The organism is Rhizobium sp. Root1212, from assembly GCF_001424985.1.
Lineage (GTDB): Bacteria > Pseudomonadota > Alphaproteobacteria > Rhizobiales > Rhizobiaceae > Pararhizobium.
Window position 1 is genome coordinate 1224741 of record NZ_LMDA01000001.1, and the last position, 22282, is coordinate 1247022.

The following is a 22282-nucleotide window of genomic DNA, read 5'->3' on the forward strand; positions in this document are numbered from 1 at the left end:
GATATGACCGATACCATTCCCGCAAGCCAGTTGCTGATCGAGATGCGCGCGAGCGCCCCGCTCGTGCAGTGCATTACCAATTACGTGGCGATGAACATTGCCGCCAATGTCATGCTGGCGGCGGGGGCTTCGCCGGCCATGGTGCATGCCGTGGAAGAGGCCGGCGAATTTGCCGCGATTGCCGGAGCGCTGACGATCAATATCGGCACTCTTTCGACGGATTGGGTGGCGGGCATGGGAGGCGCGGCGGAGGCTGCGAATGCTGCGGGCAAGCCTTGGGTGCTCGACCCCGTCGCGCATTACGCAACCGGGTTTCGGCGCGAGACGACCGCGAGCCTGCTCGATCTGAAGCCGACGGTCATTCGCGCCAATGCGTCCGAAATCATCGCGCTGGCCGGGGGGACAGGCGCGGGCAAGGGCGTGGATAGCGGGGACTCGGTCGAGTTTGCCGAACAGTCTGCCATTCTGCTGGCGCGGCGGCATAAGGCGGTGGTGGCCGTGACCGGGGAGACCGATTTCGTAACTGATGGCTTACGATCTGCGCATATTCATGGCGGCTCCGCACTGATGCCGCGGATCACGGCGCTCGGCTGCTCACTGACCTGCCTTGTCGGGGCTTTCGTGGCGATCCGGCCGCAGGCGCCGTTCGATGCGACGGTAGCTGCGCTGGTAGCCTTCGCCGTTGCTGGCAAGGAGGCTGCGAAGCAGGCCGAGGGGCCGGGTTCCTTCCAGTGGCGGTTCCTCGATGCGCTGGCGGCGCTGCAGCCGGCGGCGCTCGATGCCGCGGTGACGGCAGCATGAAGACGTTCGATCTCTCGCTTTATCTGGTGCTCGATCCCGATCTTTGCGCGGCCTATGGCATGGTGGAGACGGCGCGGGCGGCCGTCGAAGGCGGTGCGACGATGGTGCAGCTGCGCGACAAGACCGGCGGCACGGAACGGCTTGTCGAAACGGGGCTGGCGTTGAAGCAGGCGCTGGCCGGTACCGGCGGATTGCTGATCGTCAATGACGATATCGAGGCGGCTTGCCGGATCGGTGCGGATGGGTTGCATATCGGGCAGGACGACGGCGATCCGGCCGCAGCCAGGGCACAGATCGGCAGGGATATGATCCTTGGTGTTTCCGTGGAAACCGTGGAGGCGGCGCGGCGGCTCGATCCGGCCATTGTCGATTACGCCGGGGTCGGGCCGGTTTTTGCCACGGCGACGAAGCCGGACCATAAGCAGCCTGTGGGGCTCAATGGATTGGCGGCGCTGGTGGCGGCGAGCCCGGTGCGCTCCGTTGCGATCGGCGGACTGAAGGGCGCGCATGTCGAGGCAGTATTGAAGACGGGGGCGGAGGGGCTGGCTGTCGTTTCTGCCATTTGCGGCACCGTTGATCCGCGAGCCTCCGCCCAGCTCCTGGCTGCGTTAATTGCGGAGGCGCGGCGATGATCCGCAATGTACTTTCGATTGCCGGCTCCGATCCCTCCGGTGGGGCGGGCATACAGGCCGACCTCAAGGCTTTTGCCGCCCGCGGGGTCTATGGCATGGCGGCGCTGACGGCTTTGACCGCGCAGAATACGCGCGGGGTGACGGGTGTTCAGGCCGTGGCGCCGGATTTTGTTGCGCAGCAAATTGCTGCGGTCTTTGCCGATATCCGGGTCGATGCGGTGAAGATCGGGATGATTGCCAATGCAGCCATCGCGGAGGCGGTGGCGGACGTGCTTTCGGAGCGTCACGATATCCCGATCGTGCTCGATCCCGTGATGATCGCCAAGGGTGGGGCACCGTTGCTGGCGCCGGAGGCCGTTCAGGTGCTGTCGCAGCGGTTGCTTCCACTTGCGACGCTGGTGACGCCCAATCTGCCGGAGGCGGCCGCGTTGCTGGGCGAAGCGCCGGCGGAGGACCGGGAGGGAATGGCCGCGCAGGCGAGCCGGCTTCTTGCCCTTGGGCCAAAGGCCGTGCTGGTCAAGGGCGGCCATCTCGAACAGGGGGATAGCCCGGATGTGTTGGTGACGGCGGACGGTGTCCGCTGGTTCGAGGCTGCGCGGGTTGCGACCGAGAATACCCATGGCACCGGCTGCACGCTGTCGAGTGCGCTTGCGGCAGAGCTGGCCAAGGGGGTGGACGTCGGCGAGGCCGTTGCAGCGGCCAAGTTTTATCTGCTCGGGGCGATTACGGCGGCAAGCGATCTTTCCGTCGGCACCGGCCATGGGCCGGTGCAGCATTTTCATGCGCTGTGGAAGACCTGATCAGCGATTGTCAGTAAGATAAAGCTTACCGTTCTCATCCGTGGCGGCGACGATGCCGTGGTAACCATCGATGCCGGGATGGGAGGTTTCGAGCGGATGGGTGTGGGTGGTGGTGATGACCATGACATCCGCGCCCGCCGCTTCGCCGGCGAGAACGCCGGCGGCGACATCTTCGAATACCAGGCATTCATGGGGATCGAAGCCGACGCGTTTTGCGCCGAGCAGGTAACATTCCGGGCTCGGCTTGCCGCGCGAGACATCCTCGGCGGTGACGATGAACTGCGGCTCAGGTAGGCCGGCGGCGGCCATGCGGGCCTTGGCGAGACGGATCGGCGAGGAGGTGACGATCGCCCAGCGATCGGCCGGCAGGCTTTTCACGAACTCGATGGCGCCGGGGATCGGCATGACGCCGTCGACATCATCGATCTCGTCCTGGGTGACCTGGGCGGCTTCCGCGACCGGATCGACGCCCGGCAGGCCGAGCTGGCGGATGGTATCGACGCCGCGCTTGCCGTGCATGGTCGGCAGGAAGGTCGCGACATCCAGCCCGTGACGTTCGGCCCAGCGGCTCCAGACGCGCTCGGCGGCGGCGATCGAATTCAGCAAGGTGCCGTCCATGTCGAACAGGAAAGCGGAATATTTCTTGCCGAAAACCGGCGACGTAGCTGATGACACTTGGCTTGCTCCTTGATGATCAGCGCGGGGCCTTCGAATACGAAGTTTTGCGCGGCGGATCAAATGGATATCGCGTTTCGACGCTTTACTTCCCCCCAAGCGCCAATCGCAGACCCATCAACCCGAAGGCGGCGGCGAACGAGCGGCGCAGCCAGAGGGTGACGCCCGGCCGCGCCACGATCTGGCGGCGGGCAATCGTGGCGAAGAGGCCGTAGATGACGAAGACGATGAAGGTGAGCGCCATGAAGACCACGGCGAGGCCGATCATCGCCATGGTCTGGTCGGCGGCATCGGCGGCCACGAATTGCGGCAGGAAAGCCAGGAAGAACAGCGACAGTTTCGGGTTCAGGATATTGAGCAGGACGCCGGTGGCGATGGTGTGGGGGGCGGAAAGGCGCGGGGCGTTTTCCTTGACCTGCAGGCTCTGCGTATCCCTGGCCACCAGCCAGGCCATGTAGAACAGATAGGCGACGCCAAGATATTTGACGATTTCGAAGGCGAGCGCGCTGGTGTGAAGCAGGGCCGCAAGACCGACGATGCTGGCCGCCAGATGCGGCAGGATGCCGAGCGTGCAGCCGAAGGCCGCCAGTAAACTGCCGCGAATGCCTCCGTTCAGGCCGCAGGCGAGCGTGTAGAGCACGCCGGTTCCCGGCAGCAGGATGACGATCAGCGATGTGAGGATATAGTCGAGGCTCATAGGGGGCTCCGGGATTGAGATGGGCTCAATCAAGCGCGGAGGGCCGTGCGGGTCTTGAACGAAATTGCAGGGGCTCAGAAGGAAGCCGCCAGCGTGCCGGGGCTGAAGCCGAAGAAGCGGGTAAAGAGACGGGTCATGTGGCTCTGATCGGCAAAGCCGCTTGCTGCGGCGGCTTCGGCGAGCGGCATGCCATTGCGGATCAGACGACGCGCCATATTGAGGCGGCGCTGGACGAGGTAGGCGTGCGGCGTCAAGCCGACCCCTTGGGAGAAGGCGCGCAGGACCTGATAACGGCTGAGGCCGCTTGCCTCGGCGAGGTCGGAAAGGGAAACGGGGGCGGTCGGGTCGTCGTCGATCAGGGTGCGGGCGTGACGGACGGAAGCAGGGATGCCGGGTTTCGTTGGCCGCAGAAGGAGAGTGGCGCAAGTTTCGAGCAGCCAGGCTTCGGCGGCCATGGCGGCGGTTTGGCTGTCGGGTGATGGGGGGTCGTCGGGGGTTTCGTCTCCGGCAAAAAACCGCCCTGTCATCGTCGCGTAAACCCGCGCGAAATTGGAGGCGATGGCTGGGTTGCGGATGACCGGGTCGGAAAACTCCGCTTCCGCGAACTTCTGTTCGCTGACATCGCGACAGGCTTCGCCCATCAGTTCCGGGTCGAGATACAGCATCTGCCAGGCGCGGCCGTCGTCACCGATGGGCAGGCCGTCGTGGATTTCACCGGGATTGACGGTGATGACATCGCCAGCACCCGCCTCGACCGGGCCGCGGCCGCTCGCCGAGCGCTGGGCACCGCGGCGAATGAGGCCGATGCCGAAGGTTTCATGCATATGGCGCGGAAAGCTCTGGCGCGTGTCGGCGGTGACCGCCTCAATGCCGCGTAACAGACCGCTTCGCTTTACGAAGGGTTTGGACTTGGGCGGGACCGGCTCGGCAATCGCGCTCATTCGTCCGGGCCTCCCGGCAGGCCGCGCTGCAGAATGGTATCGACGCCGCGCTTACCGTGCACAGCCGACGGGAAAGCGGGGAATGTCTGACCGAAAATTGGCGACGCCATGGAAGACACTTGTCTTGTTCCCAGATCTGCGCGCAACCTTCGATGTTGTCCGCGGCGGGTCAAATGCATATCGCGTTAGGGCCAGCCAGGCAAACATGATCACGAGGCGCTGTCGAGCGCGGCCATGGCGTCGGCCAGAGCCTTTCGAACGCGCACTTTCTCGTCCGGATCGAGCTGGCCGATGTCGAGATGAAGGTCGAGCCCGGCCAGATGTTCGCTCAGAACACGCCTTTTCCTATCCCCTCCGGCCAGAAGGCCGTCAATCGAATAGGGCACCACCTCGCGCTGGATACCCTTCATCGTGATCGGCGGCAGCGGATGGGCATCGACGATATCCTGCACAAGCGCATAGGTTTCATAGCTGATGACGATCTTGCCGCCCTCGGCGATGCTCTGCAAGCGCGCCGCAAGGTTCGCTTCTGCGCCGATGATCGTATAGTCCATGCGGTCGTTGCTGCCAAAATTGCCGACATTGCAATAACCGGTATTGATGCCCATGCGCACCATGAAGGGCTCTTCCGTGCCGTCGCTGCGCCATTTCGCCTTCAACTCGCCGAGACGATGCTGCATGTCCATGGCCATGCGGATACAGGCCTTCGCGTCCTCCACCGCGCCTCTCGTTTCAGGATCGCCAAAGAAAACGAGTATTGCATCACCGATGAACTTGTCGATCGTGCCGCCATGGGCGAGAGCTATATTCGACATCTCAGTCAGATATTCGTTGAGCATCTCCGTCAGTGCTTCCGGCTGCAGCCGCTCGGTCGTCGCCGTGAAATCCTTGATATCGGAAAAGAAGATCGTCAGCCGCTTGCGCTCGGTATGAACCACGACATCCTTCTGGCCACTGAAGATGCTCTTGTAGATCTGAGGCGAGAGATAGCGCGAGATCTTGAGCGAGATGCTGGCCAGAAACTCATTGGTCGCCTCGAGTTCGCGGTTGAAGCTCCTGATGACATGGGCATGCCGCCGTTGCAGCACGAGGAAGCTGATGCCGACGATCGCGACGAAGAAGAAATAGAGCAGCAGGTATTTGAAGGCAAAGGCATTGCGGGCGAAGGGTTGGGTGATCGTCACTTCCTGAATGCCGCGAACATCGCCGACCTTCCAGTCCTTTTTCGGGCTTTCGGGGTGGCTGTCATGACAGGCCACGCAGGCCGGCCCCATGATGACCGGCGTCACCAGCCGGTAGATATTGTCAAAACCCTTCCGTTCTATGCTCGTGACGGTTTTCTTGGAATCCGCGCGCAGCGTGGCGAGCGCCGAAACCTCGAAGGCATCCATCGGATGCGGCGCACGATTCTTGAATGGCAGATCCGAGATGAAGCGGTATGAAATATTGGCCTGCTGCTCCTTGATGACGTCGCCAAGCTCCAGAGAAAGCGTCGCCGGAATGGGAATGGCGCCGGGGATGGTTGCATAGTTGTGCGAGAGGACCGTTTCGCTGGTCTGCCCATCGGCATGGGCCGCGAGCACACGCCCCACCACATTCGTCGCGTAGTAGGAGCGGATGCTGGTGATGAGCGAACTCATATCCTGCGCCTGTCGCTGCAGGGCATCGCGCGAGAGGCTGTTGATATCCAGCCAGACAGCCAGCGGCAGACCGGCGATCATCACGAGAACGAGCACGATCAGCAGGCGGGCGCCGAAACGGCTTTCGGCAATGTTCTGTCGCAAGTCGTCGGGAACCGTCATCTTTTTCATGCACCCGGTTGATCGATGCAAGCCTGCACCATGGCCCAGATATCAGGACAACAGCGCCGTGCGCGCAATGTAAAAATGTACCTGCGGCAGCAGCCGGCATAACCTTCTTTGGGGAGAAACCGGTGCGGCGAAAGCGATGGCGCCCGGCAGGCCATCACTCGGCGGGTCGGCCCGGCAGGTCTTCGATGGACGCGCTCCATGGCAAGGCTGACATGCACCATTTCTGCCGTTTCGGGGAAAGCGCCCGGCGCTGGTTGACGGTGCCGACACGGATGCCGATTTCGGCGGCATCTTCGCCTGCCCCGGTGGTGTAAACCGGAGAGCCGCAATTCGGGCAGAACATCTGGTAACGCCTCCGGCCGTTATCGCCATGCTTCACGTAGATATTCGGCGCTGCGCCGGTCAGCTCGAAATCCGTGAGACGACAGCTTACCGTGACGCGATAGGCGCTGCCGGTCAATTGCTGGCAATCGGTGCAATGGCAGATGGAGACGTTTTGTGGGTCGATCTCGGCTTGATAGCTGATCAGCCCGCAATGGCATTGTCCGTCGATCTTCATGGCCGCTATCTCCTTCGAATAAGGAGATAGCGCGTCAGACGCCGGTGAAAAGCCAGGCGTGCTCCGGAGCGTTGTGAAACTTCCAGATTCGCGACGGGCCGGCCATGACATTGAGGTAATAGAGGTCGTAGCCGTGGATGGCGGCGACGGGGTGATAGCCCTTCGGCACCAGGGTTACATCGCCATCTTCCACGGCCATGGTTTCGTCCAGCGAGCGGTCGTCTGTGTAGACGCGCTGCATGGCGAAACCCTGGGCGGGGTTGAGGCGGTGGTAATAGGTTTCCTCCAGAAAGCTTTCGGCCGGGAGATTGTCCCGATCGTGCTTGTGGGGCGGATAGGACGAGGTGTGGCCGCCGGGAGTAATCACTTCGACAACGAGAAGCGAGTGGGCGGAGGCGTCGTCCTCCGGCATGATGTTGGTGACGTAGCGGGTGTTGGTCGCCTTGCCGCGGGTCATCAGCGGGTGGGTGCCGGGACGGATGACCTTGGCCTTATATCCCTCCCCGCCCGGTGCGGAGCAGACGGCGAGGTCGAGCGCCGTGGTGGCGGTGACCTGCCATTTGCTGCCCTTCGGCACATAGACGGCATAGGGCTGGCCTTCGAAGGGGGTCATGCGTTCGCCAAGTTCGCCGAAATCCTCGCCATCCACCGAGACCTTGGCCTTGCCGGTGATGAGGACGAGGCAGACCTCGCGGTCGCCGGTGTCGCCGCTGGAGCTTTCGCCGGTTATCAGACGGTCGAGGGCGAAGCCGACATAGGTCCAACCGGCGCTTTCCGGCGTGATGTCGTGGACGCGGCCGGTGTCGCCCTTGGGTTTCACGAGCAGGTTTGGCATGTCCTTGGTCCTTTTATTCAGCTTTACCCCTTGGGGAAGCCTTCCGTTTCCACGGTATAGCCTGCAGCGGTCATGACGCGCATCAGTTCGGCATAGCCGATCTCCGCCATTCTCTGCGGCGGCGACTTGCGTGGGTCCTGCTCTGCCTCGACCACGAACCAACCTTCATAGCCGTAATCGGCGAAGCGCTGGACGATGGCGCCGAAATCGAGAGAGCCATCGCCCGGTACGGTGAAGGCGCCGAGGGCCACGGCATCGAGGAAGGACTGCTTGCTGCGATCCAGGCCATCAACGACCGAGCGGCGGATGTCCTTCACATGCACATGGTTGATACGGGTATGGTGATTGTCGATGGCGCGCATAACGTCGCCACCGGCGAAGGCCAGATGGCCGGCATCCAGCAGCAGCGGGATGCCTTCGCCGGAATTCTTCATGAAGGCATCGAGTTCCGATTCGGTTTCGACGACGGCGGCCATGTGGTGATGGTAGGAGAGCGGCATACCCTGGTCGGCGCACCATTCGCCGAACTCGGTAACGCGGCGGGCGTAAGCCTTCATCTCGTCATCGGTCAGGCGCGGCTTGGTGGCGAGCGGCTTGGAGCGGTCACCCTGGATCGAGCGGCCAACTTCGCCGTAAACGATGCACGGCGCATTCACGGCCTTGAACAATTCGATCATCGGCGCGATGCGGTCCTTGTTGGCCGACAAATCCTCATCGACCAGCGTGCCGGAGAACCAGCCACCGCAGAGCGTCACGTCGGCGGCACGCAGGATCGGCAGCATTTCACCCGGATTGTTCGGAAAGCGGCGGCCCTGCTCCATGCCGGTGAAGCCTGCACCCCGCGATTGCCGCAGGCATTCTTCGAGCGATACGTCGTCGCTGAGTTCGGGAAGGTCGTCGTTCCACCAGGCAATGGGCGACATGCCGAGTTTGGCTTTCATGCAAATTCTCCTTAACCGAAGCGCTGGGCGAGCAGCGCCTTTTCATAAGCTTTGCGGGCCACGTTGACGGAAGAACGTTCCGATACTTCGGGCACGGCGACATCCCACCAGTGGCCGCCTTCGTCCGTGGTGATCAGCGGATCGGTATCGATGACGATGACGGTGGTGCGCGGCTCGCTTGCCGTTTCCTTGAGTGCTGTTTCCAGTTCGCTGATCGAGGCGACCTTGCGGGAGACGGCGCCCATGGCGGCGGCGTGGGCCGCGAAATCGATGCCCGGCAGCGTGACGTGGTGGGTGTCCTTCAGCAGGTTGTTGAAATTCGCGCCGCCGGTCGCCATCTGCAGCCGGTTGATGCAGCCATAGCCGGCATTGTCGAGCAGCACGATCGTCAGCTTGGCGCCGAGCATGATCGAGGAGGCGATTTCGGCATTCAGCATCATGTAGCTGCCATCGCCGACCATGACGATAACGTCGCTTTCCGGCTTCGCCAGCTTGACGCCGAGGCCGCCGGCGATCTCGTAGCCCATGGTCGAGAAGCCGTATTCCATGTGGTAGCCGCCGGCCGTTTCCGCCTGCCAGAGCTTGTGCAGCTCGCCCGGCAGACCGCCTGCGGCGCAGACGAGCGTGGTGGACGCGCCACCACGGGCGCGCTGGACGGCGCCGATGACCTGCGCATCGGAAGGAAGGGCGGCGTTGGTCGTCGCAGTCGCCTTGTCAGCGGCCTGCATCCATTCGGTTTTCAGTGTCTTGGCCTTGCCTGTCCAGGCCCCATCAACCTTATGCGCGCCAAGGCCGGCGCTCAGCGCCTCGAGGCCTTCGCGGGCATCAGCCACCAGCGGCAGGCTTTCGTGCTTGGCCGCATCGAACGGCTGGACGTTGAGGCCGACGATCTTCAGGTTCTCATTCTTGAACAGCCCCCAGGAGCCGGTGGTGAAATCCTGCAGGCGGGAGCCGACGGCGAGAACCACGTCCGCCGTTTCCGTCAGGGCATTCGAGGCGGAGGTGCCGGTGACGCCGACGGAGCCCATGTTGAGCGGGTGGCTGTGCGGCAGGGCAGACTTGCCGGCCTGGGTTTCGACGACGGGGATGCCGTGTTTTTCGGCGAAAGTTGCGAGGGCGGCGGTGGCTTCGGCATAGAGCACGCCGCCACCGGCGATGATGACGGGGTTTTTAGCCGCCTTGAGCGCCGCGATGGCGGAGGCGAGTTCGTCGGCATCGGGGCGGATGCGGCGGGGGAGCCAGATTTTTTCGTCGAAGAAGTTTTCGGGGTAATCGTAAGCTTCTGCTTGCACGTCCTGGCAGAGCGAAAGGGTGACCGGGCCGCAATCGGCGGGATCGGTCAGCACCTGCATGGCGCGGCGCAGCGCCGGGATGATCTGTTCGGGGCGGGTGATACGGTCGAAATAGCGGGACACGGGGCGGAAGCAGTCATTGGCCGAGAGGGTGCCATCGGCAAACCCTTCGACCTGCTGCAGCACCGGATCGGGGCGGCGGTTGGCGAAGACGTCGCCGGGCAGGAGCAGCACGGGCAGGCGGTTGACGTGGGCGAGCGCGGCCGACGTCACCATGTTGAGGGCGCCGGGGCCGATGGAGGTGGTGCAGGCCATGAAGCGGCGGCGGAAGCTCGCCTTGGCGAAGGCGATGGCGGCATTGGCCATGCCCTGCTCGTTCTGGCCGCGATAGGTGGGCAGCGTGTCCTTGATCGCATGCAGGGCCTCGCCGACACCGGCGACGTTGCCGTGGCCGAAAATGGCGAAGACGCCGCCGAAGATCGGCAGTTTTTCGCCATCGATAACAGTCATCTGCCGCGTCAGGAACCGCGCCACGGCCTGCGCCATGGTCAGGCGAACGGTTTTCTGGGCCATTGTTTTCTCCTCAATATTCTGTCGTCCCCTCTCCCCGCTCGCGGGGAGAGGGTTAGGGTGAGGGGCAAGTCTCGACTCAAGCCGCCTTCGTCTCTCCCAGCCCCTGCCACAGATCGACAAGCGCCTTGAAGCGGCCGGCCATGTCGGCGATGGCCTGCTCATCATCCATGGAGCCGGAAAGCCAGGCTTTGGCGGCATCGGCGAAGATGGTGCGGCCGACGGCGAAACCGCGGACGGTGCGGGCGCTCCTGGCGGCGGCGAAACCTTCCTTCAGCACTTCGTAGGGGGCTTCCAGTCCGAGGAGAACGACGCCGCGGCAGAGCGGATCGCGGGTTTCGATCACCCCGTCGATGGCGGCCCAGGCGGCGCGGCTGGCCTGCGGCTCCAGCTTCCACCAATCCGGCTTCAGGCCGGCATCGTAAAGCTCGGTCAAAGCGCGGGCGGCGGTATCGTCCTGAAGCGGGCCGTGCTTGCTGGCGATGATTTCGATCAGGATTTCGCGGCCGACTTTCCGGGCAGCCTCGAAGGCGGAGCGGAGCTTGGCGATCTGGGCGGCCTTCAGGTCGGCCGGATCGTCCGGGTGGTAGAAGCTCAGAACCTTAATGCAATGATCAATGGGCCAGTCGATCAGGCGGCTGCCGAGATCCTGGCTGAATTCGAATTGCAGCGGCCGGGAGCCGGGCAATTCGATCGGCTTGCCGATCCAGAAATCGCGGTTCTTCGAAGCGGCGAACAGGGCGTCGCGGCCATACTTGTCATCGAGCAGCATGCCGAAGCCGGGGCGGCCGGCGGCGATGCGCTCGGCGGCCTTGACGGCGAGGACCTTGAAGGCCGGGATGCGGGCGAGCTTTTCGGCGTCACCGGCGGCCAGTTCTTCGAGCTGGAGACGGTGATCGATGGCGAGCGCCATCAGAACCGGGATGTCGCGGCGGCGGGTGGTGGCCCAGTGGACGTGGTTGATCGCCTCGTCCTTGCGCAGCGCCTTTTCCTTGCTGCCGTTTTCGAGGAAGAACTGCAGTTCTGTCCAGGTCGGGATTTCCGGGGCGCAGAGAAGACGGGAGACGGCGAAGGCGCCGCAGGCATTGGCCCAGGTGGCAGAGGTCGCATGGGGCTCGCCGCGCAACCAGCCGCGCAGGAAACCGGACATGAAGGCATCGCCCGCGCCGAGGACGTTATAGACCTCGATCGGGAAGCCCTTGCCGACGATGCCCTGTTCCAGATCGTCCGGCACCGGGCCGTCATAGACGATGCAACCCATCGGGCCGCGCTTCAGGACGATGGTGGCGGAGGAGTTGGCGCGGATGGTCTTGAGGGCCGAGAGCAGGTCCTGTTCGCCCGAGGCGATCAGCACTTCCTCTTCGGTGCCGACGATCAGGTCGCACTCGGCGAGCACCGTCTTCAGGTGCGCGGAAACACGCTCGGAGGCGATGTAGCGGTTGTCGCCGGCATCGTGGCCGGCGAGGCCCCAGAGGTTCGGCCGGTAATCGATATCGAAGACGATCTTGCCGCCGTTCGCCTTGGCGATGCGCATCGCCTTGCGTTGGGCGGCATCGGTGTTCGGCTTGGAGAAATGCGTGCCGGTGACGAGGATGGCGCGGGAGGAACGGATGAAGGCTTCGTCGATATCGTCTTCGCACAAGGCATTGTCGGCGCAGTTGTCGCGGTAGAACAGCAGCGGGAAGGAATGGTCGCTTTCGACCGAGAGGATGGCCAGTGCCGTCAGACGTTCGGGATCGGTGACGATGCCGGCGGTTTCGACGCCCTCGCGCGCGAGTTGCTCGCGGATGAAGCGGCCCATCTGCTCCTTGCCGACGCGGGTGACGAGGGCGGATTTCAGGCCCAGACGGGCGGTGCCGACGGAGATATTGGTCGGGCAGCCGCCGACGGACTTGGCGAAGCTTGCCACATCCTCCAGCCGCGTGCCGATCTGCTGGCCGTAGAGGTCGACGGAGGCGCGGCCGATCGTGATGATATCGAGCGTCCTATCGGTCGCGGCGCTGTTCGTCTGGCCCATGGCTTCCTCCCGGCAGTCTGACATTGGCCGATATGAAACGTAAATTCCGATGTTAAGTCAATATGGAATTTTCATTCCATTCATTTCAAGGCGATCTGCTGGCGCTTTTCGGCCACGGCGACGGTGAGCGCCATGGCAAAGGCCATGCTGGCGGAGAGCGAGCGGAAGCCCGCATGATCGGCCTCGGCGAGTTCGAACCAGACGGCGGAGAATTCCGCGAGCGGGGAGAACACCGAATCGGTCAGGGATACGACGGGAATACCTTTTTCGGCGACGGTCCGGGCCTGGCCGACCGTCTCGGCCGCGTAAGGGGAAAAGCTGACGGCGAAGGCTGCATCGCCCTCGCCCGCGAAAGCCAGCATGTCGTCATCGATACCGGCGGCGGTGCCGACGAGTTGGCAGCGGATCTTCAGCTTGCCGAAGGCATAGGCCATGTAGCTGGTGATCGGATAGGCGCGGCGCTTGGCGATGAGATAGATGGTCGAGGCATTGGCAAGGACGCTCACAGCCTTATCGAAGCGGACGGGATCGATGGCGGAGGTCAAAGCATCCAGCGAATTGTGGGCGGCGGCGGTGAAGCCGTTGAGGATGGCGCCGCTTTCAAGCTCGTCATGGCCCTTTTCCGCCAGCGCCCGTAGGCGCTCGTCATAGCCGGGAGCACGCTCGCGCAGCCGCGCGCGAAAAATCTGCTGCAGGCTGGAAAAGCCTTCGAAGCCGAAATGCTGGGCGAAACGCACCAGCGTCGAGGGCTGGACATCGGCCGAAACCGCGATGCTCGCGGCGGTACCGAAGGCGATCTCGTCCGGGTTATCAAGCGCATAGGCGGCCACCTGTTTCAGCCGCTTCGGCAGCACCGCCTTGCGCTGGAGGATGGCCGCCTTCAAGGCCTCGAAATCCTGCGGGACCTGTTCGTCGCTCATCGCTTCCCCTTTTCTCTTCATCGGGGTTTTAGCCGATCGTGATGGAAGAGAACAGAATAAACATTCCATTCGGTGGAAGGCGGCCTATGCAATCGTGATCCAGCTGCTGGAGCGGGCCGAGGCATAGCAGGCGGAGACGACCTTCTGGACCTCGTAGCCTTCACGGAAATCCGTTGCCGGGCGTTTGCCGGTGGCGATGGCGTTCAGGAATTCGTGGGCCTCGATGGCCTTCAGTTCGTTGAAGCCGAGGTGGTGTCCGGCGGCGACGCAGAAGGCGCCGTAGGGCGGATGCTCGGGGCCAGCCCAGATGGTGGTGAAGCCGCGGGTGCGGATGTCTTCGCCGGCGCGGAACAGCCGGATTTCGTTCATGCGCTCCTGCGAGAAGACGATAGCGCCCTTGGTGCCGTAGATTTCAAAATCATGCTGCATCTTGCGACCGGTGGCGCACCAGTTGGCTTCGAAGCTACCGGTCGCGCCGCTTTCAAAGCGGACAAAGGCGCGGGTGATGTCGTCGATCTCTACGGGGCGCATTTCGCTTGCGCCACGGGCGACGGGGCGCTCTTTCACCAGTGTCACCGTTTCGGCAAGCACCGAAGAGATCGGCCCGACCAGATGGCGGAAGGAGGCGATGATATGGCTGCCGATATCGGCGAGCGCACCGCCGCCGCTTAAGGGATCGAGCCGCCAGCCGAAGGGAACGGTGGGGTCGGCCATGAAATCTTCGGCATGGATGCCACGCACCGAGGTTACCCTGCCGATCTCGCCGCTGTCGATCAGGTCCTTGGCGAGGCTCAGAAGCGGGTTCTTGAGGTAGTTGAAGCCGACCTGGGTGATGACGCCGGCCTTTTCGGTGGCGGCGACGAGTTCGGCGCATTCGTCCACGGTCGGGGCGAGCGGCTTTTCGCAATAGACATGCTTGCCGTGGGCGATGGCCGCCAATGCCATTTCGCGGTGCAGGAGATTGGGCGTGGTGATGTCGATGACATCGATTTCGGGATCGGTAAGCAGGCTCTTCCAATCATCCGTCGCCTTGCGGAAGCCGAAATTGCGGCGCGCGGCTTCTGCGGCCGGCAGGGTGGCATCGGCGATGACGGCGAGGTCAAGCTCGAACGGCAGGGTGAAACTGCGCTGGGCGATGGAAAAACCGAGCGTATGCGCACGCCCCATAAAACCCGTGCCGATTAGGCCGACACCGATGCGCTTGCCGCTCATTTCATTTCCTCCCGAGGCTTGCCGGAACAGAATGAAATGAGAATACCAACTTATGTCAATATGGAATGTTTATTCGATTATCGAAAGTGCTTCCCACGGACCGCCATCCGCCGCAAAACCGGCTATCTCTTGCTCTCAGCAGACTTCGACCTGATCGTTAACGTATTTTTACGGTTTTGCGTTGAATGATCGGATCAAATCATGGTTAACCAACCGTCAATGGCAGCCTGCTTCGTTGCCAATATGGAGTTCCGATCATGTGCCGCTGGGCCGCCTACCGCGGGGAACCGCTCTATCTCGAAGAACTGGTGACATCGCCGGCGCATTCGCTGATCGAGCAATCCCATTGCGCCACCCGCGCCAAGACGGCCACCAATGGCGACGGCTTCGGCATCGCCTGGTATGGCGATCATCCCGAGCCCGGCCGCTACCGCGATATCCTGCCGGCATGGTCGGATTGCAACCTGAAGAGCATTGCCCGGCAGATCCGCTCTCCCCTGTTCCTCGCCCATGTGCGCGCCGCAACCGGCGGCGGCACGCGACGCGACAATTGTCACCCCTTCGTCCATGGCCGCTGGTCGTTCATGCACAACGGCCAGATCGGCGATTTCGAGCAGTTGCGCCGGCCGATGGAGGCGATGCTCGACAACGATCTCTACACGTCGCGCACGGGATCGACGGACAGCGAACTCTTGTTCCTGCTGGCGCTACAATTCGGGCTGGAGCACGATCCGCTCGGCGCGATGGCCGAGACGCTGGCTTTTGTCGAGCGGCTTTCGGAACATCTGGAACTGAAGACGCTGGTGCGCTTCACCGCCGCCTTTTCAGACGGGCACGATCTCTATGCCGTTCGCTACGCTTCCGACTGGCGGGCGCCGACGCTTTATGCGGCACCGATGGGGCCGAGTGGCGGCTACTGCCTGGTTTCAGAGCCACTGAACGACGACGACAATGCCTGGGTGGAAATTCCCGATGGCACCGCCGTCATCGTCGGCGAAAATGGGGTCGATGTGCGTTTGTTCGGCACCGGCGGGCGCGATGCCAGCCCACGGACGCAGCACGCCGTATCCAACAACCGGACCTTCTCACGCAAAATGTGAGGCGATCAGCCGGGCGATTTTTTCCGCCACGGCCTGCTTGTCCATGTCCGGCCAGTCCTCGTCGCCGGCCTTGCCGATGATTTTTACCCGGTTGCGGTCGCCGCCCATGATCCCGGTTTCCGGCGAGACGTCGTTGGCGATGATGTAATCGGCGCCCTTGCGCTCCAATTTGGAGCGGCCGTTTTCCGCGACATTCTGGGTTTCGGCGGCAAAGCCGACGACGAGCTTCGGGCGCTTGGCGTGGTGGCCGATGGTTTTGAGGATATCCGGGTTTTCAGCCAAGATGAGCGGCGGAGGGGCTTCGCCGGGCTGTTTCTTGATCTTGTTGCCGGCGGCGGACGCCACGCGCCAGTCGGCAACGGCGGCGACCATGACGGCGATATCGGCCGGGAGATTTGCCAGCACGGCGTCGCGCATCTCTTCGGCACGCTCGACATGGATGGTTTTGACGCCCTTCGGATCGGGGATGGTGACGGGGCCGGAGACCAGCGTCACCGCAGCGCCGAGCCGCGCCAGTTCCGTGGCGATGGCGTGGCCCTGCTTGCCGGAGGAGCGATTGGCGATATAGCGCACCGGATCGATCGGCTCATGGGTAGGGCCGGAGGTGACGATGGCCTTTTTGCCGGCGAGCGGCTTGTCGCCGGTATCGAGCAGCGCCTCGACGGCGGCGACGATGTCCAGCGGTTCGGCCATGCGGCCTTCGCCCTTCTCGCCGCTTTCGGCCATCTCGCCGGAGGCGGGGCCGACGAAGTGGATGCCGTCGCTGAAGAGCGTCGCATGGTTGCGGCGGGTGGCGGGGTGCGTCCACATCTTCGGGTTCATGGCGGGGGCGATCAGCACCGGGCGATCGGTGGCGAGCAGGATGGTGGAGGCGAGATCGTCGGCATGGCCGTTTGCCATCTTGGCCATCAGGTCTGCCGTTGCAGGCGCAATCAGGATGAGATCGCAATCGCGGGCAAGGCGGATATGGCCGACATCCTGCTCGTCTTCGCGGGAGAAAAGCTCGGTGAACACCTTGTCTGCCGCCAGCGCGCCCACCGCAAGCGGCGTGACGAAGGCCTGCGCGCCCGCCGTCATCACCGGGCGGACCGAGGCGCCGCGTTCCCGCAGACGCCGGATCAGATCGAGGCTTTTGTAGGCCGCGATGCCGCCGGAGATGATGAGGAGAATGCGTTTTCCCTGAAGGATCATGGTTCTATCCGATATGGCAGGCCTTACAGCCGAACCCTATTGCATGGTCAATCCAGAGGCAATCATTGGTATTTTGCGCGCTGGGCGATGAAATAATCCCTCAGTCGGGAAATTTCCTCCGGCGGCATGGTTGGGGTTGTTACCGCCACCCAGCCGTCGAGATAGTTCTCCGGGGCATAGACATGGCCGTGCCCCATGGGCGTGGTGGTGGCGAGCGCGATATCCAAGCCGAGCTGAAGCGCGGTGATGACGGGATACCATCGCAGCTCCGGCGAGACATCCGGTCCGCGCGGCGTCTTCATCCAGTCCGGTTCGCGATAGAAGGCGTTCTCCTTGAAGAAGACGATGGGGTCGCTGGCATATTGCAGATAGACGATGCGCATCGGCCCCCATGTCGCGCCGGGAATATCTAGCGCATTCTTCTGCGCGGTGAAGCGGATGACCGAGCCATCGCCGAAGCGCGGCAGCCACGCGGGCGTGCCTTCCACACGATTGGCGGTTGCCGAGATCCAGCCGGCGCTCGGGAAGGGCGGACCGGCCCAGAAAGCGCCCTGCGGCGGATCGCCGATGACATCTATGAGCTGCATCGAGCGGGCGGAATTCAACGCGCCGAGGCTGAGGCCGTGAAGATAGAGGCGCGGCCGCCTGTCCTTCGGCAGCGTCGTCCAATAGCCGTAGACGGCGCGGAAAAGGGCGGTGCCGCTTTCCTGGCCGTAGCTCGGCTCGACCAGCAGGGAAAGCCAGCTGGCGAGATAGGAATATTGCAGGCCGACGCTCGCGACATCGCCGTCGTGGAGATAGTCGAGTGGGTCCATGGCGGCGGGGTCCATCCAGCCGGTGCCGGTCGGCATGGTGACGACGAGGATCGAACGGTCGAAGGCGCCGACGCGCTTCATTTCCGCAAGCGCCAGGGCGGCGCGCTCTTCTGCCGTTTCGGCAGCGTCGAGGCCGACATAGACGCGGATCGGCTCCTTCGCCTCATGGCCGGTAACGGCGGTGATATCCTTGGCCGTCGGGCCGGAGGAAACGAATTCGCGGCCGCGGAAGCCGAGATCCTGCCAGGCGATCAGCGAAGCGGCGCTGCCGGTCTTCATCGGATCGGCGGGCGGGGCGACATCGGCATCGACAAGAGAATCGAGTTCGCGGAAGGAGGAATCCGCCATCCTGAGCGCGGCTTTCAGGAGAACGCCGTCGGCGACGGTCCAGACGAGGACCAGAACAGCAAAGGCGCCGACGACACGGGAGAGCGGGCGGGTGCTGTAGGGCTCGATCCTGGCGGAGAGATAGCGGAACGCCCTGAGGCAGAGCCGCGCCAGAAGCAGAACGATGAGAAAGACCAGCACCGTGACAACAACCAGCGAGATCGGCTCGACGCTCTGCACCGGCGGCATGTTCATCAGCGCACGGATGGAATTCTGCCAGTGGCTGGCATTCCAGAAGGACAGGACCGTCAGAAAAAGGGCGGCGGCGCAGGCGAGGTCGCCGACGATCAGCACGCGGCGGCTTTGGGGGACGGGCAGCTCCAGATAGCGCCAGAACCAGAGGGCGAGAATGCCGAAGCCATAGCCGAGAGAAAGAAGCAAGCCCGACAGCACACCCTGCAGCAGGTAAGGGCGCGGGATGAGGCTCGGCGTCAGCGAGGCGGCGAGAAACAGGAGACCGATGAACAGGCCGATTCTGGAAAGCGCCAGTCTGTCTCTGAAAGCATTCACCACTCTGTCCCACCTCCGGTCCTTCAGCTTCAATGAAAGGGGCGCGGGGCATCGTGTCAACGTGTGCCATTCCGGTTCGGTCGCAGGGGTTCATTCACCATGATGGTGAGCCGTCCGATTCTGTGGCTACATTTTGACGTTCATTTGGCTAGAATCGTTCGAATGACGATGCGCTTGAAATATCTGCTGATCGCCGTCTGCATCTCGGTGATGATGTGGGTGGGCATTATCAACGGCGTTGCGTGGTACGCCAGCGACGGGACCGACGACAGCTACACCGCCAGTCCTCACTAGCTATACCGAAGCCAGGGCTACGGCGGGCTGCAGGCGCGATGCATTGTGCGCCGGCAGGTAGCCGAAGACGAGGCCCGTCAGGAAGGCGCTGGCGAAGGCGAGGATGACGGGACCGGCGGAGAAGCTGACCGCCACGCCGAAAGCCTGCGCGACAGCGCCGATGCCGAGCCCTAGCACGACGCCGATCAGGCCGCCGAGCGCGGAGACGACCAGCGCCTCGACGATGAACTGGGTGAGGATGTCCCTCGCCCGCGCGCCGGTTGCCATGCGGATGCCGATCTCGCGGGTGCGCTCGGTGACCGAGACCAGCATGATGTTCATGACGCCGATGCCGCCGACGAGCAGCGAAATGGCAGCGATCGAGCCGAGGAATATCTTCAGGATATTCGAGGTTTCGGTGAAGGTCTGGCGAATGGCGGCGAGATTGGTGATCTGGGTATCCTGCCGGTTATGCCTTGTATCGAGCAGCGACTGGATTTGCTCCTGCGTCACGTTGATCAGGCTGTCGTCCTTCACTTCGACGGTGATCGAGCGGACGTTCCTGGCGCCGAAGAGGCGCAGGTTGCCGGTTGAGAGCGGCACCAGCACGGTATCGTCCTGATCGTTGCCGGCCAGCGTGGCGCCCTTCTTCGCCATCACGCCGATGACCTGGAAGGGGATATTCTTGATCAGGATATATTGGCCGAGCGGATCGGAGCCGTCGGGAAACAGGGTATCGGCGACCGTGCGGCCGAGAACGGCGACGGTGGAATAGCTTTCCATATCCGCCTTTTCGATGAAGGCGCCCTCCTCCACCGCCCATGACTTGGCTGCGGTGAATTGCGGGATCGTGCCGTTGACGGTCGTCTGGGTATCCCGGTTGCCGGCGCGCACTGTGAGCGTGCTCTGCATTTCCGGCACGGCGAAGCTGATATTGGGAAGCTCCAGAATGGCATCGGCATCGGAGGGGACGAGCGAGACGATGCTGCCGCCCTCGCCGCCGCGGAAATTCGACATATTGGGGCGGACGACCAGCAGGTTCGAGCCCATGGCGGAAATGCGGCTCAGGACCTGATCCTGCGCGCCGGTGCCGATCGCCAGCATGGCGACGACGGAACTGACGCCGATGACGATGCCGAGCAGTGTCAGGATCGTGCGGAACAGGTTGGATTTCAGCGCCCGGAACGACATGCGGACGGCCTCCGCAAGGTCCGTCGAGATGGCGGCCGTGCCCGCTGCCCGCGAGGCCGGTTTTGCGACGTTTCTGGCGATGCGGCGGACGTTGCCGGTCATCCGGTCGGCGGTGATGCGGCCGTCGCTGATCTCGATCACCCGGTCGGCGGATTCGGCAAGCTCCGGCGCATGGGTGATGATGATGACGGTGTGGCCTTCCTCGTTCATGCGGCGCAGCGTCGCCATGACGTCCCGGCCGCTCTGGCTGTCGAGGGCACCGGTCGGCTCGTCCGCAAGGATGATCTGGCCGCCGTTCATCAGGGCGCGGGCGATGGAGACACGCTGCTGCTGGCCGCCGGAAAGCTGGGTCGGCAGGTGGTCGAGCCGTTCGCCGAGATTGAGCGACGTCAGCAGCTCTTCCGCCCTTGCGCGGCGGGCCGCACCGGGCATACCGGCGTAGATGGCGGGGATTTCGACGTTTTCCTGCGCGGTCGCGGTCGGCACCAGATTGTAGCTCTGGAAGACGAAGCCGAACAACTGGCGGCGGCGGGCGGCAAGCTCGTCGGCATCGAGATCGGAGACATCCTCGCCTTCGAGCAGGTACTCACCGCCCGTCGGGGTATCGAGGCAGCCGAGGATGTTCATCAGCGTCGACTTGCCGGAGCCGGAAGCCCCGACGATGGCGACGAACTCGCCGGCACGGATATCGAGCGAGACGCCGCGCAGCACGTCAACGGCGACATCGCCGTTGACGAAGGTCTTTCTGAGGTCCTTGAGCGAGATGATCGGGGCCATGGTGCGCCTCAGAACATCGGCGGCATACCGCCGCGCGAGCCGCGACGTGAACCGCTGTTCGATGTGCCGTCACTGGCGCCGGTGCCGACGACCACGCGGTCGGTCTCGGTAAGACCGTTCCTGATCTCGACCCGGACGCGGCTTTGCACGCCGGTTTCAACGACGCGGGCTTCCTGCGCGCCGGAGGCGGTGACGACGGTCACTTCGCTGCTCTTGCCATCCGCGCCGGTGTGAAGAGCGGCGACGGGCACGGTCAGCACATCCCTGGCGCGGGCTTCGACGAAGAACACCTGGGCGGTCATGTTCATCATCAGCGTGCCCTCGGGGTTCGGCACGTCGAAGAGAGCGTAGTAGAGCACGACGTTGTTTTCGGTGGACGGCGTCGGCTTGATCTGGCGCAGCTTGCCTTCGTAGCGCTTGCCGGGCTGGCCGAGCAGGGTGAAATAGGCGTTCATGCCGATCCTGAGCTTGCCGACATCGGCTTCGGAGACCTCCGCCTCCACCGTCATGGTCGAGAGGTCGGCGACGGTGACGATCGTCGGGGTCGACTGGTTGGCGTTCAGGGTCTGGCCTTCCTTGGCCGAGGTATTGACGATGGTGCCGGCCATCGGCGCATAGATCTTGGTGTAGCCGAGGCTGATGCGGGCATCCTTCAGGCTTGCCTGCTGCTTGCGGATCTGCGCTTCCAGCGCGGCAACGTTGGCCTCGGCGGTCGCAAGGTTTGCCACGGCCTCGTCGAGGGCGGATTGCGCGGCGCTGTTGCCGGCGACAAGGTTTTTCTGGCGAGTGAGATTGGCGGCGGCGAGAACGGTCTGCGCCTTTTTGTCGAGCATCTGGGCTTCGAGATTGGCAAGCTCGGCTTCGGCGATCTCAGTCTGGGTCTCGATCGAGGCACTGTCCATCTCGGCGATCAGCTGACCTTGCTTGATGCTGTCGCCGATTTCGACCTTCAGGCTTTTCAACTGGCCGGACACCTGAGCGCCGACATCGACATCCTTGATCGGGCTCAGGAGGCCGGAGGCGGTGACGCTGTTTTCGATATCGCCCCGCTCGGGGTTTTCGGTGACAACGGTGGCAACGGTGGTTTTACCGTGATACTGGCTCCAGCCATACCAGCCGGCGGCCGCGACGGCGATCGCGACGGGAAGCAGCAGCCAGCGGCGGGAGGAGCGGACGGCGCGGCACCGGAGCGGGGGCAACGTCTTCCGCCGGTTCCGCATCGATTTTCCGGGAGACATCCGCCATGGGTCAGCACATCCTTGCTCAAAGGGACAGCACGCCCCGTGTTCGACACTACCTTCAGGTAATAGCGAACTGCGCCTGAATGAAGCCTGA

General features: G+C 63.5%; 19 protein-coding genes and 1 pseudogene. 5 read left to right on the top strand and 15 right to left on the bottom strand.

Features of this window, described 5'->3' with window-relative positions; genetic code table 11:
- Positions 1 to 3: 3 nt before the first annotated feature.
- From thiM to thiD, 3 genes are read left to right on the top strand one after another with little or no spacing between them, the layout of a single operon-like run.
- Positions 4 to 801, top strand: a complete 798-nt coding sequence (gene thiM / locus ASC86_RS05815) for a hydroxyethylthiazole kinase (RefSeq protein ID WP_056317338.1) — start codon at positions 4 to 6, stop codon at positions 799 to 801.
- Positions 798 to 1433 carry a thiamine phosphate synthase gene (gene thiE, locus ASC86_RS05820; RefSeq protein WP_056317342.1) on the top strand — a complete coding sequence of 212 codons (636 nt, stop codon included), beginning with the start codon at positions 798 to 800 and terminating at the stop codon, positions 1431 to 1433. The genes thiM and thiE overlap by 4 nt, the downstream gene beginning before the upstream one ends.
- Positions 1430 to 2233, top strand: coding sequence for a bifunctional hydroxymethylpyrimidine kinase/phosphomethylpyrimidine kinase (gene thiD, locus ASC86_RS05825; protein ID WP_056317345.1), 804 nt, complete (start codon positions 1430 to 1432; stop codon positions 2231 to 2233). Before thiE ends, thiD begins: the two co-directional genes overlap by 4 nt.
- Here the strand turns inward: thiD and ASC86_RS05830 are convergent, their stop codons facing one another.
- The 11 genes from ASC86_RS05830 to ASC86_RS05880 all read right to left on the bottom strand — a co-directional run bounded on the left by ASC86_RS05830 (position 2234) and on the right by ASC86_RS05880 (position 14703).
- Positions 2234 to 2908, bottom strand: coding sequence for an HAD family hydrolase (locus tag ASC86_RS05830; RefSeq protein ID WP_056317349.1), 675 nt, complete (start codon positions 2906 to 2908; stop codon positions 2234 to 2236).
- Positions 2909 to 2993: 85 nt separating this feature from the next.
- Entirely contained in the window at positions 2994 to 3605 is a 612-nt protein-coding gene (locus ASC86_RS05835) for a LysE family translocator (protein WP_056317351.1), read from the bottom strand.
- A 74-nt stretch (positions 3606 to 3679) separates the two neighbouring features.
- Positions 3680 to 4546, bottom strand: a complete 867-nt coding sequence (locus ASC86_RS05840; RefSeq protein WP_082509883.1) for an AraC family transcriptional regulator — start codon at positions 4544 to 4546, stop codon at positions 3680 to 3682.
- Positions 4547 to 4755: 209 nt separating this feature from the next.
- Positions 4756 to 6348 carry an adenylate/guanylate cyclase domain-containing protein gene (locus ASC86_RS05845; protein ID WP_056317355.1) on the bottom strand — a complete coding sequence of 531 codons (1593 nt, stop codon included), beginning with the start codon at positions 6346 to 6348 and terminating at the stop codon, positions 4756 to 4758.
- A gap of 163 nt (positions 6349 to 6511) precedes the next feature.
- Positions 6512 to 6916 carry a GFA family protein gene (locus tag ASC86_RS05850; RefSeq protein WP_056317358.1) on the bottom strand — a complete coding sequence of 135 codons (405 nt, stop codon included), beginning with the start codon at positions 6914 to 6916 and terminating at the stop codon, positions 6512 to 6514.
- Positions 6917 to 6950: 34 nt separating this feature from the next.
- On the bottom strand, positions 6951 to 7751 hold the full coding sequence (iolB, locus tag ASC86_RS05855; protein ID WP_056317362.1) for a 5-deoxy-glucuronate isomerase: 801 nt from the start codon (positions 7749 to 7751) through the stop codon (positions 6951 to 6953).
- A gap of 23 nt (positions 7752 to 7774) precedes the next feature.
- Entirely contained in the window at positions 7775 to 8692 is a 918-nt protein-coding gene (gene iolE, locus ASC86_RS05860) for a myo-inosose-2 dehydratase (RefSeq protein ID WP_056317366.1), read from the bottom strand.
- An 11-nt stretch (positions 8693 to 8703) separates the two neighbouring features.
- Entirely contained in the window at positions 8704 to 10557 is a 1854-nt protein-coding gene (gene iolD / locus ASC86_RS05865; RefSeq protein WP_056317369.1) for a 3D-(3,5/4)-trihydroxycyclohexane-1,2-dione acylhydrolase (decyclizing), read from the bottom strand.
- A gap of 76 nt (positions 10558 to 10633) precedes the next feature.
- Positions 10634 to 12571 carry a 5-dehydro-2-deoxygluconokinase gene (iolC, locus tag ASC86_RS05870; protein WP_056317372.1) on the bottom strand — a complete coding sequence of 646 codons (1938 nt, stop codon included), beginning with the start codon at positions 12569 to 12571 and terminating at the stop codon, positions 10634 to 10636.
- An 80-nt stretch (positions 12572 to 12651) separates the two neighbouring features.
- Positions 12652 to 13491, bottom strand: a complete 840-nt coding sequence (locus tag ASC86_RS05875) for a MurR/RpiR family transcriptional regulator (RefSeq protein WP_082509885.1) — start codon at positions 13489 to 13491, stop codon at positions 12652 to 12654.
- An 84-nt stretch (positions 13492 to 13575) separates the two neighbouring features.
- On the bottom strand, positions 13576 to 14703 hold the full coding sequence (locus ASC86_RS05880) for a Gfo/Idh/MocA family oxidoreductase (protein WP_056317379.1): 1128 nt from the start codon (positions 14701 to 14703) through the stop codon (positions 13576 to 13578).
- Between the two features lie 257 nt (positions 14704 to 14960).
- Between ASC86_RS05880 and ASC86_RS05885 the strand changes: the two genes are divergently transcribed.
- Positions 14961 to 15803 carry a class II glutamine amidotransferase gene (locus ASC86_RS05885; RefSeq protein WP_056317383.1) on the top strand — a complete coding sequence of 281 codons (843 nt, stop codon included), beginning with the start codon at positions 14961 to 14963 and terminating at the stop codon, positions 15801 to 15803.
- Here the strand turns inward: ASC86_RS05885 and coaBC are convergent.
- Together coaBC and ASC86_RS05895 are read right to left on the bottom strand one after the other, a co-directional pair.
- Positions 15789 to 16994, bottom strand: a complete 1206-nt coding sequence (coaBC, locus tag ASC86_RS05890; protein ID WP_056317386.1) for a bifunctional phosphopantothenoylcysteine decarboxylase/phosphopantothenate--cysteine ligase CoaBC — start codon at positions 16992 to 16994, stop codon at positions 15789 to 15791. The genes ASC86_RS05885 and coaBC overlap by 15 nt on opposite strands.
- A gap of 62 nt (positions 16995 to 17056) precedes the next feature.
- On the bottom strand, positions 17057 to 18706 hold the full coding sequence (locus tag ASC86_RS05895) for an alpha/beta-hydrolase family protein (protein WP_244477527.1): 1650 nt from the start codon (positions 18704 to 18706) through the stop codon (positions 17057 to 17059).
- 162 nt (positions 18707 to 18868) lie between these two features.
- Here ASC86_RS05895 and ASC86_RS26850 point away from each other — a divergent pair, with 162 nt between their 5' ends.
- The gene (locus tag ASC86_RS26850; protein WP_280136967.1) at positions 18869 to 19000 is read left to right on the top strand and encodes a hypothetical protein; all 132 of its coding nucleotides are present in this window, start codon (positions 18869 to 18871) and stop codon (positions 18998 to 19000) included.
- Here the strand turns inward: ASC86_RS26850 and ASC86_RS05905 are convergent, their stop codons facing one another.
- On the bottom strand, positions 19001 to 20947 hold the full coding sequence (locus ASC86_RS05905; protein ID WP_056317397.1) for a MacB family efflux pump subunit: 1947 nt from the start codon (positions 20945 to 20947) through the stop codon (positions 19001 to 19003).
- An 8-nt stretch (positions 20948 to 20955) separates the two neighbouring features.
- Positions 20956 to 22192 (bottom strand): annotated as a pseudogene (locus ASC86_RS05910) (efflux RND transporter periplasmic adaptor subunit).
- Between the last annotated feature and the right edge of the window lie 90 nt (positions 22193 to 22282).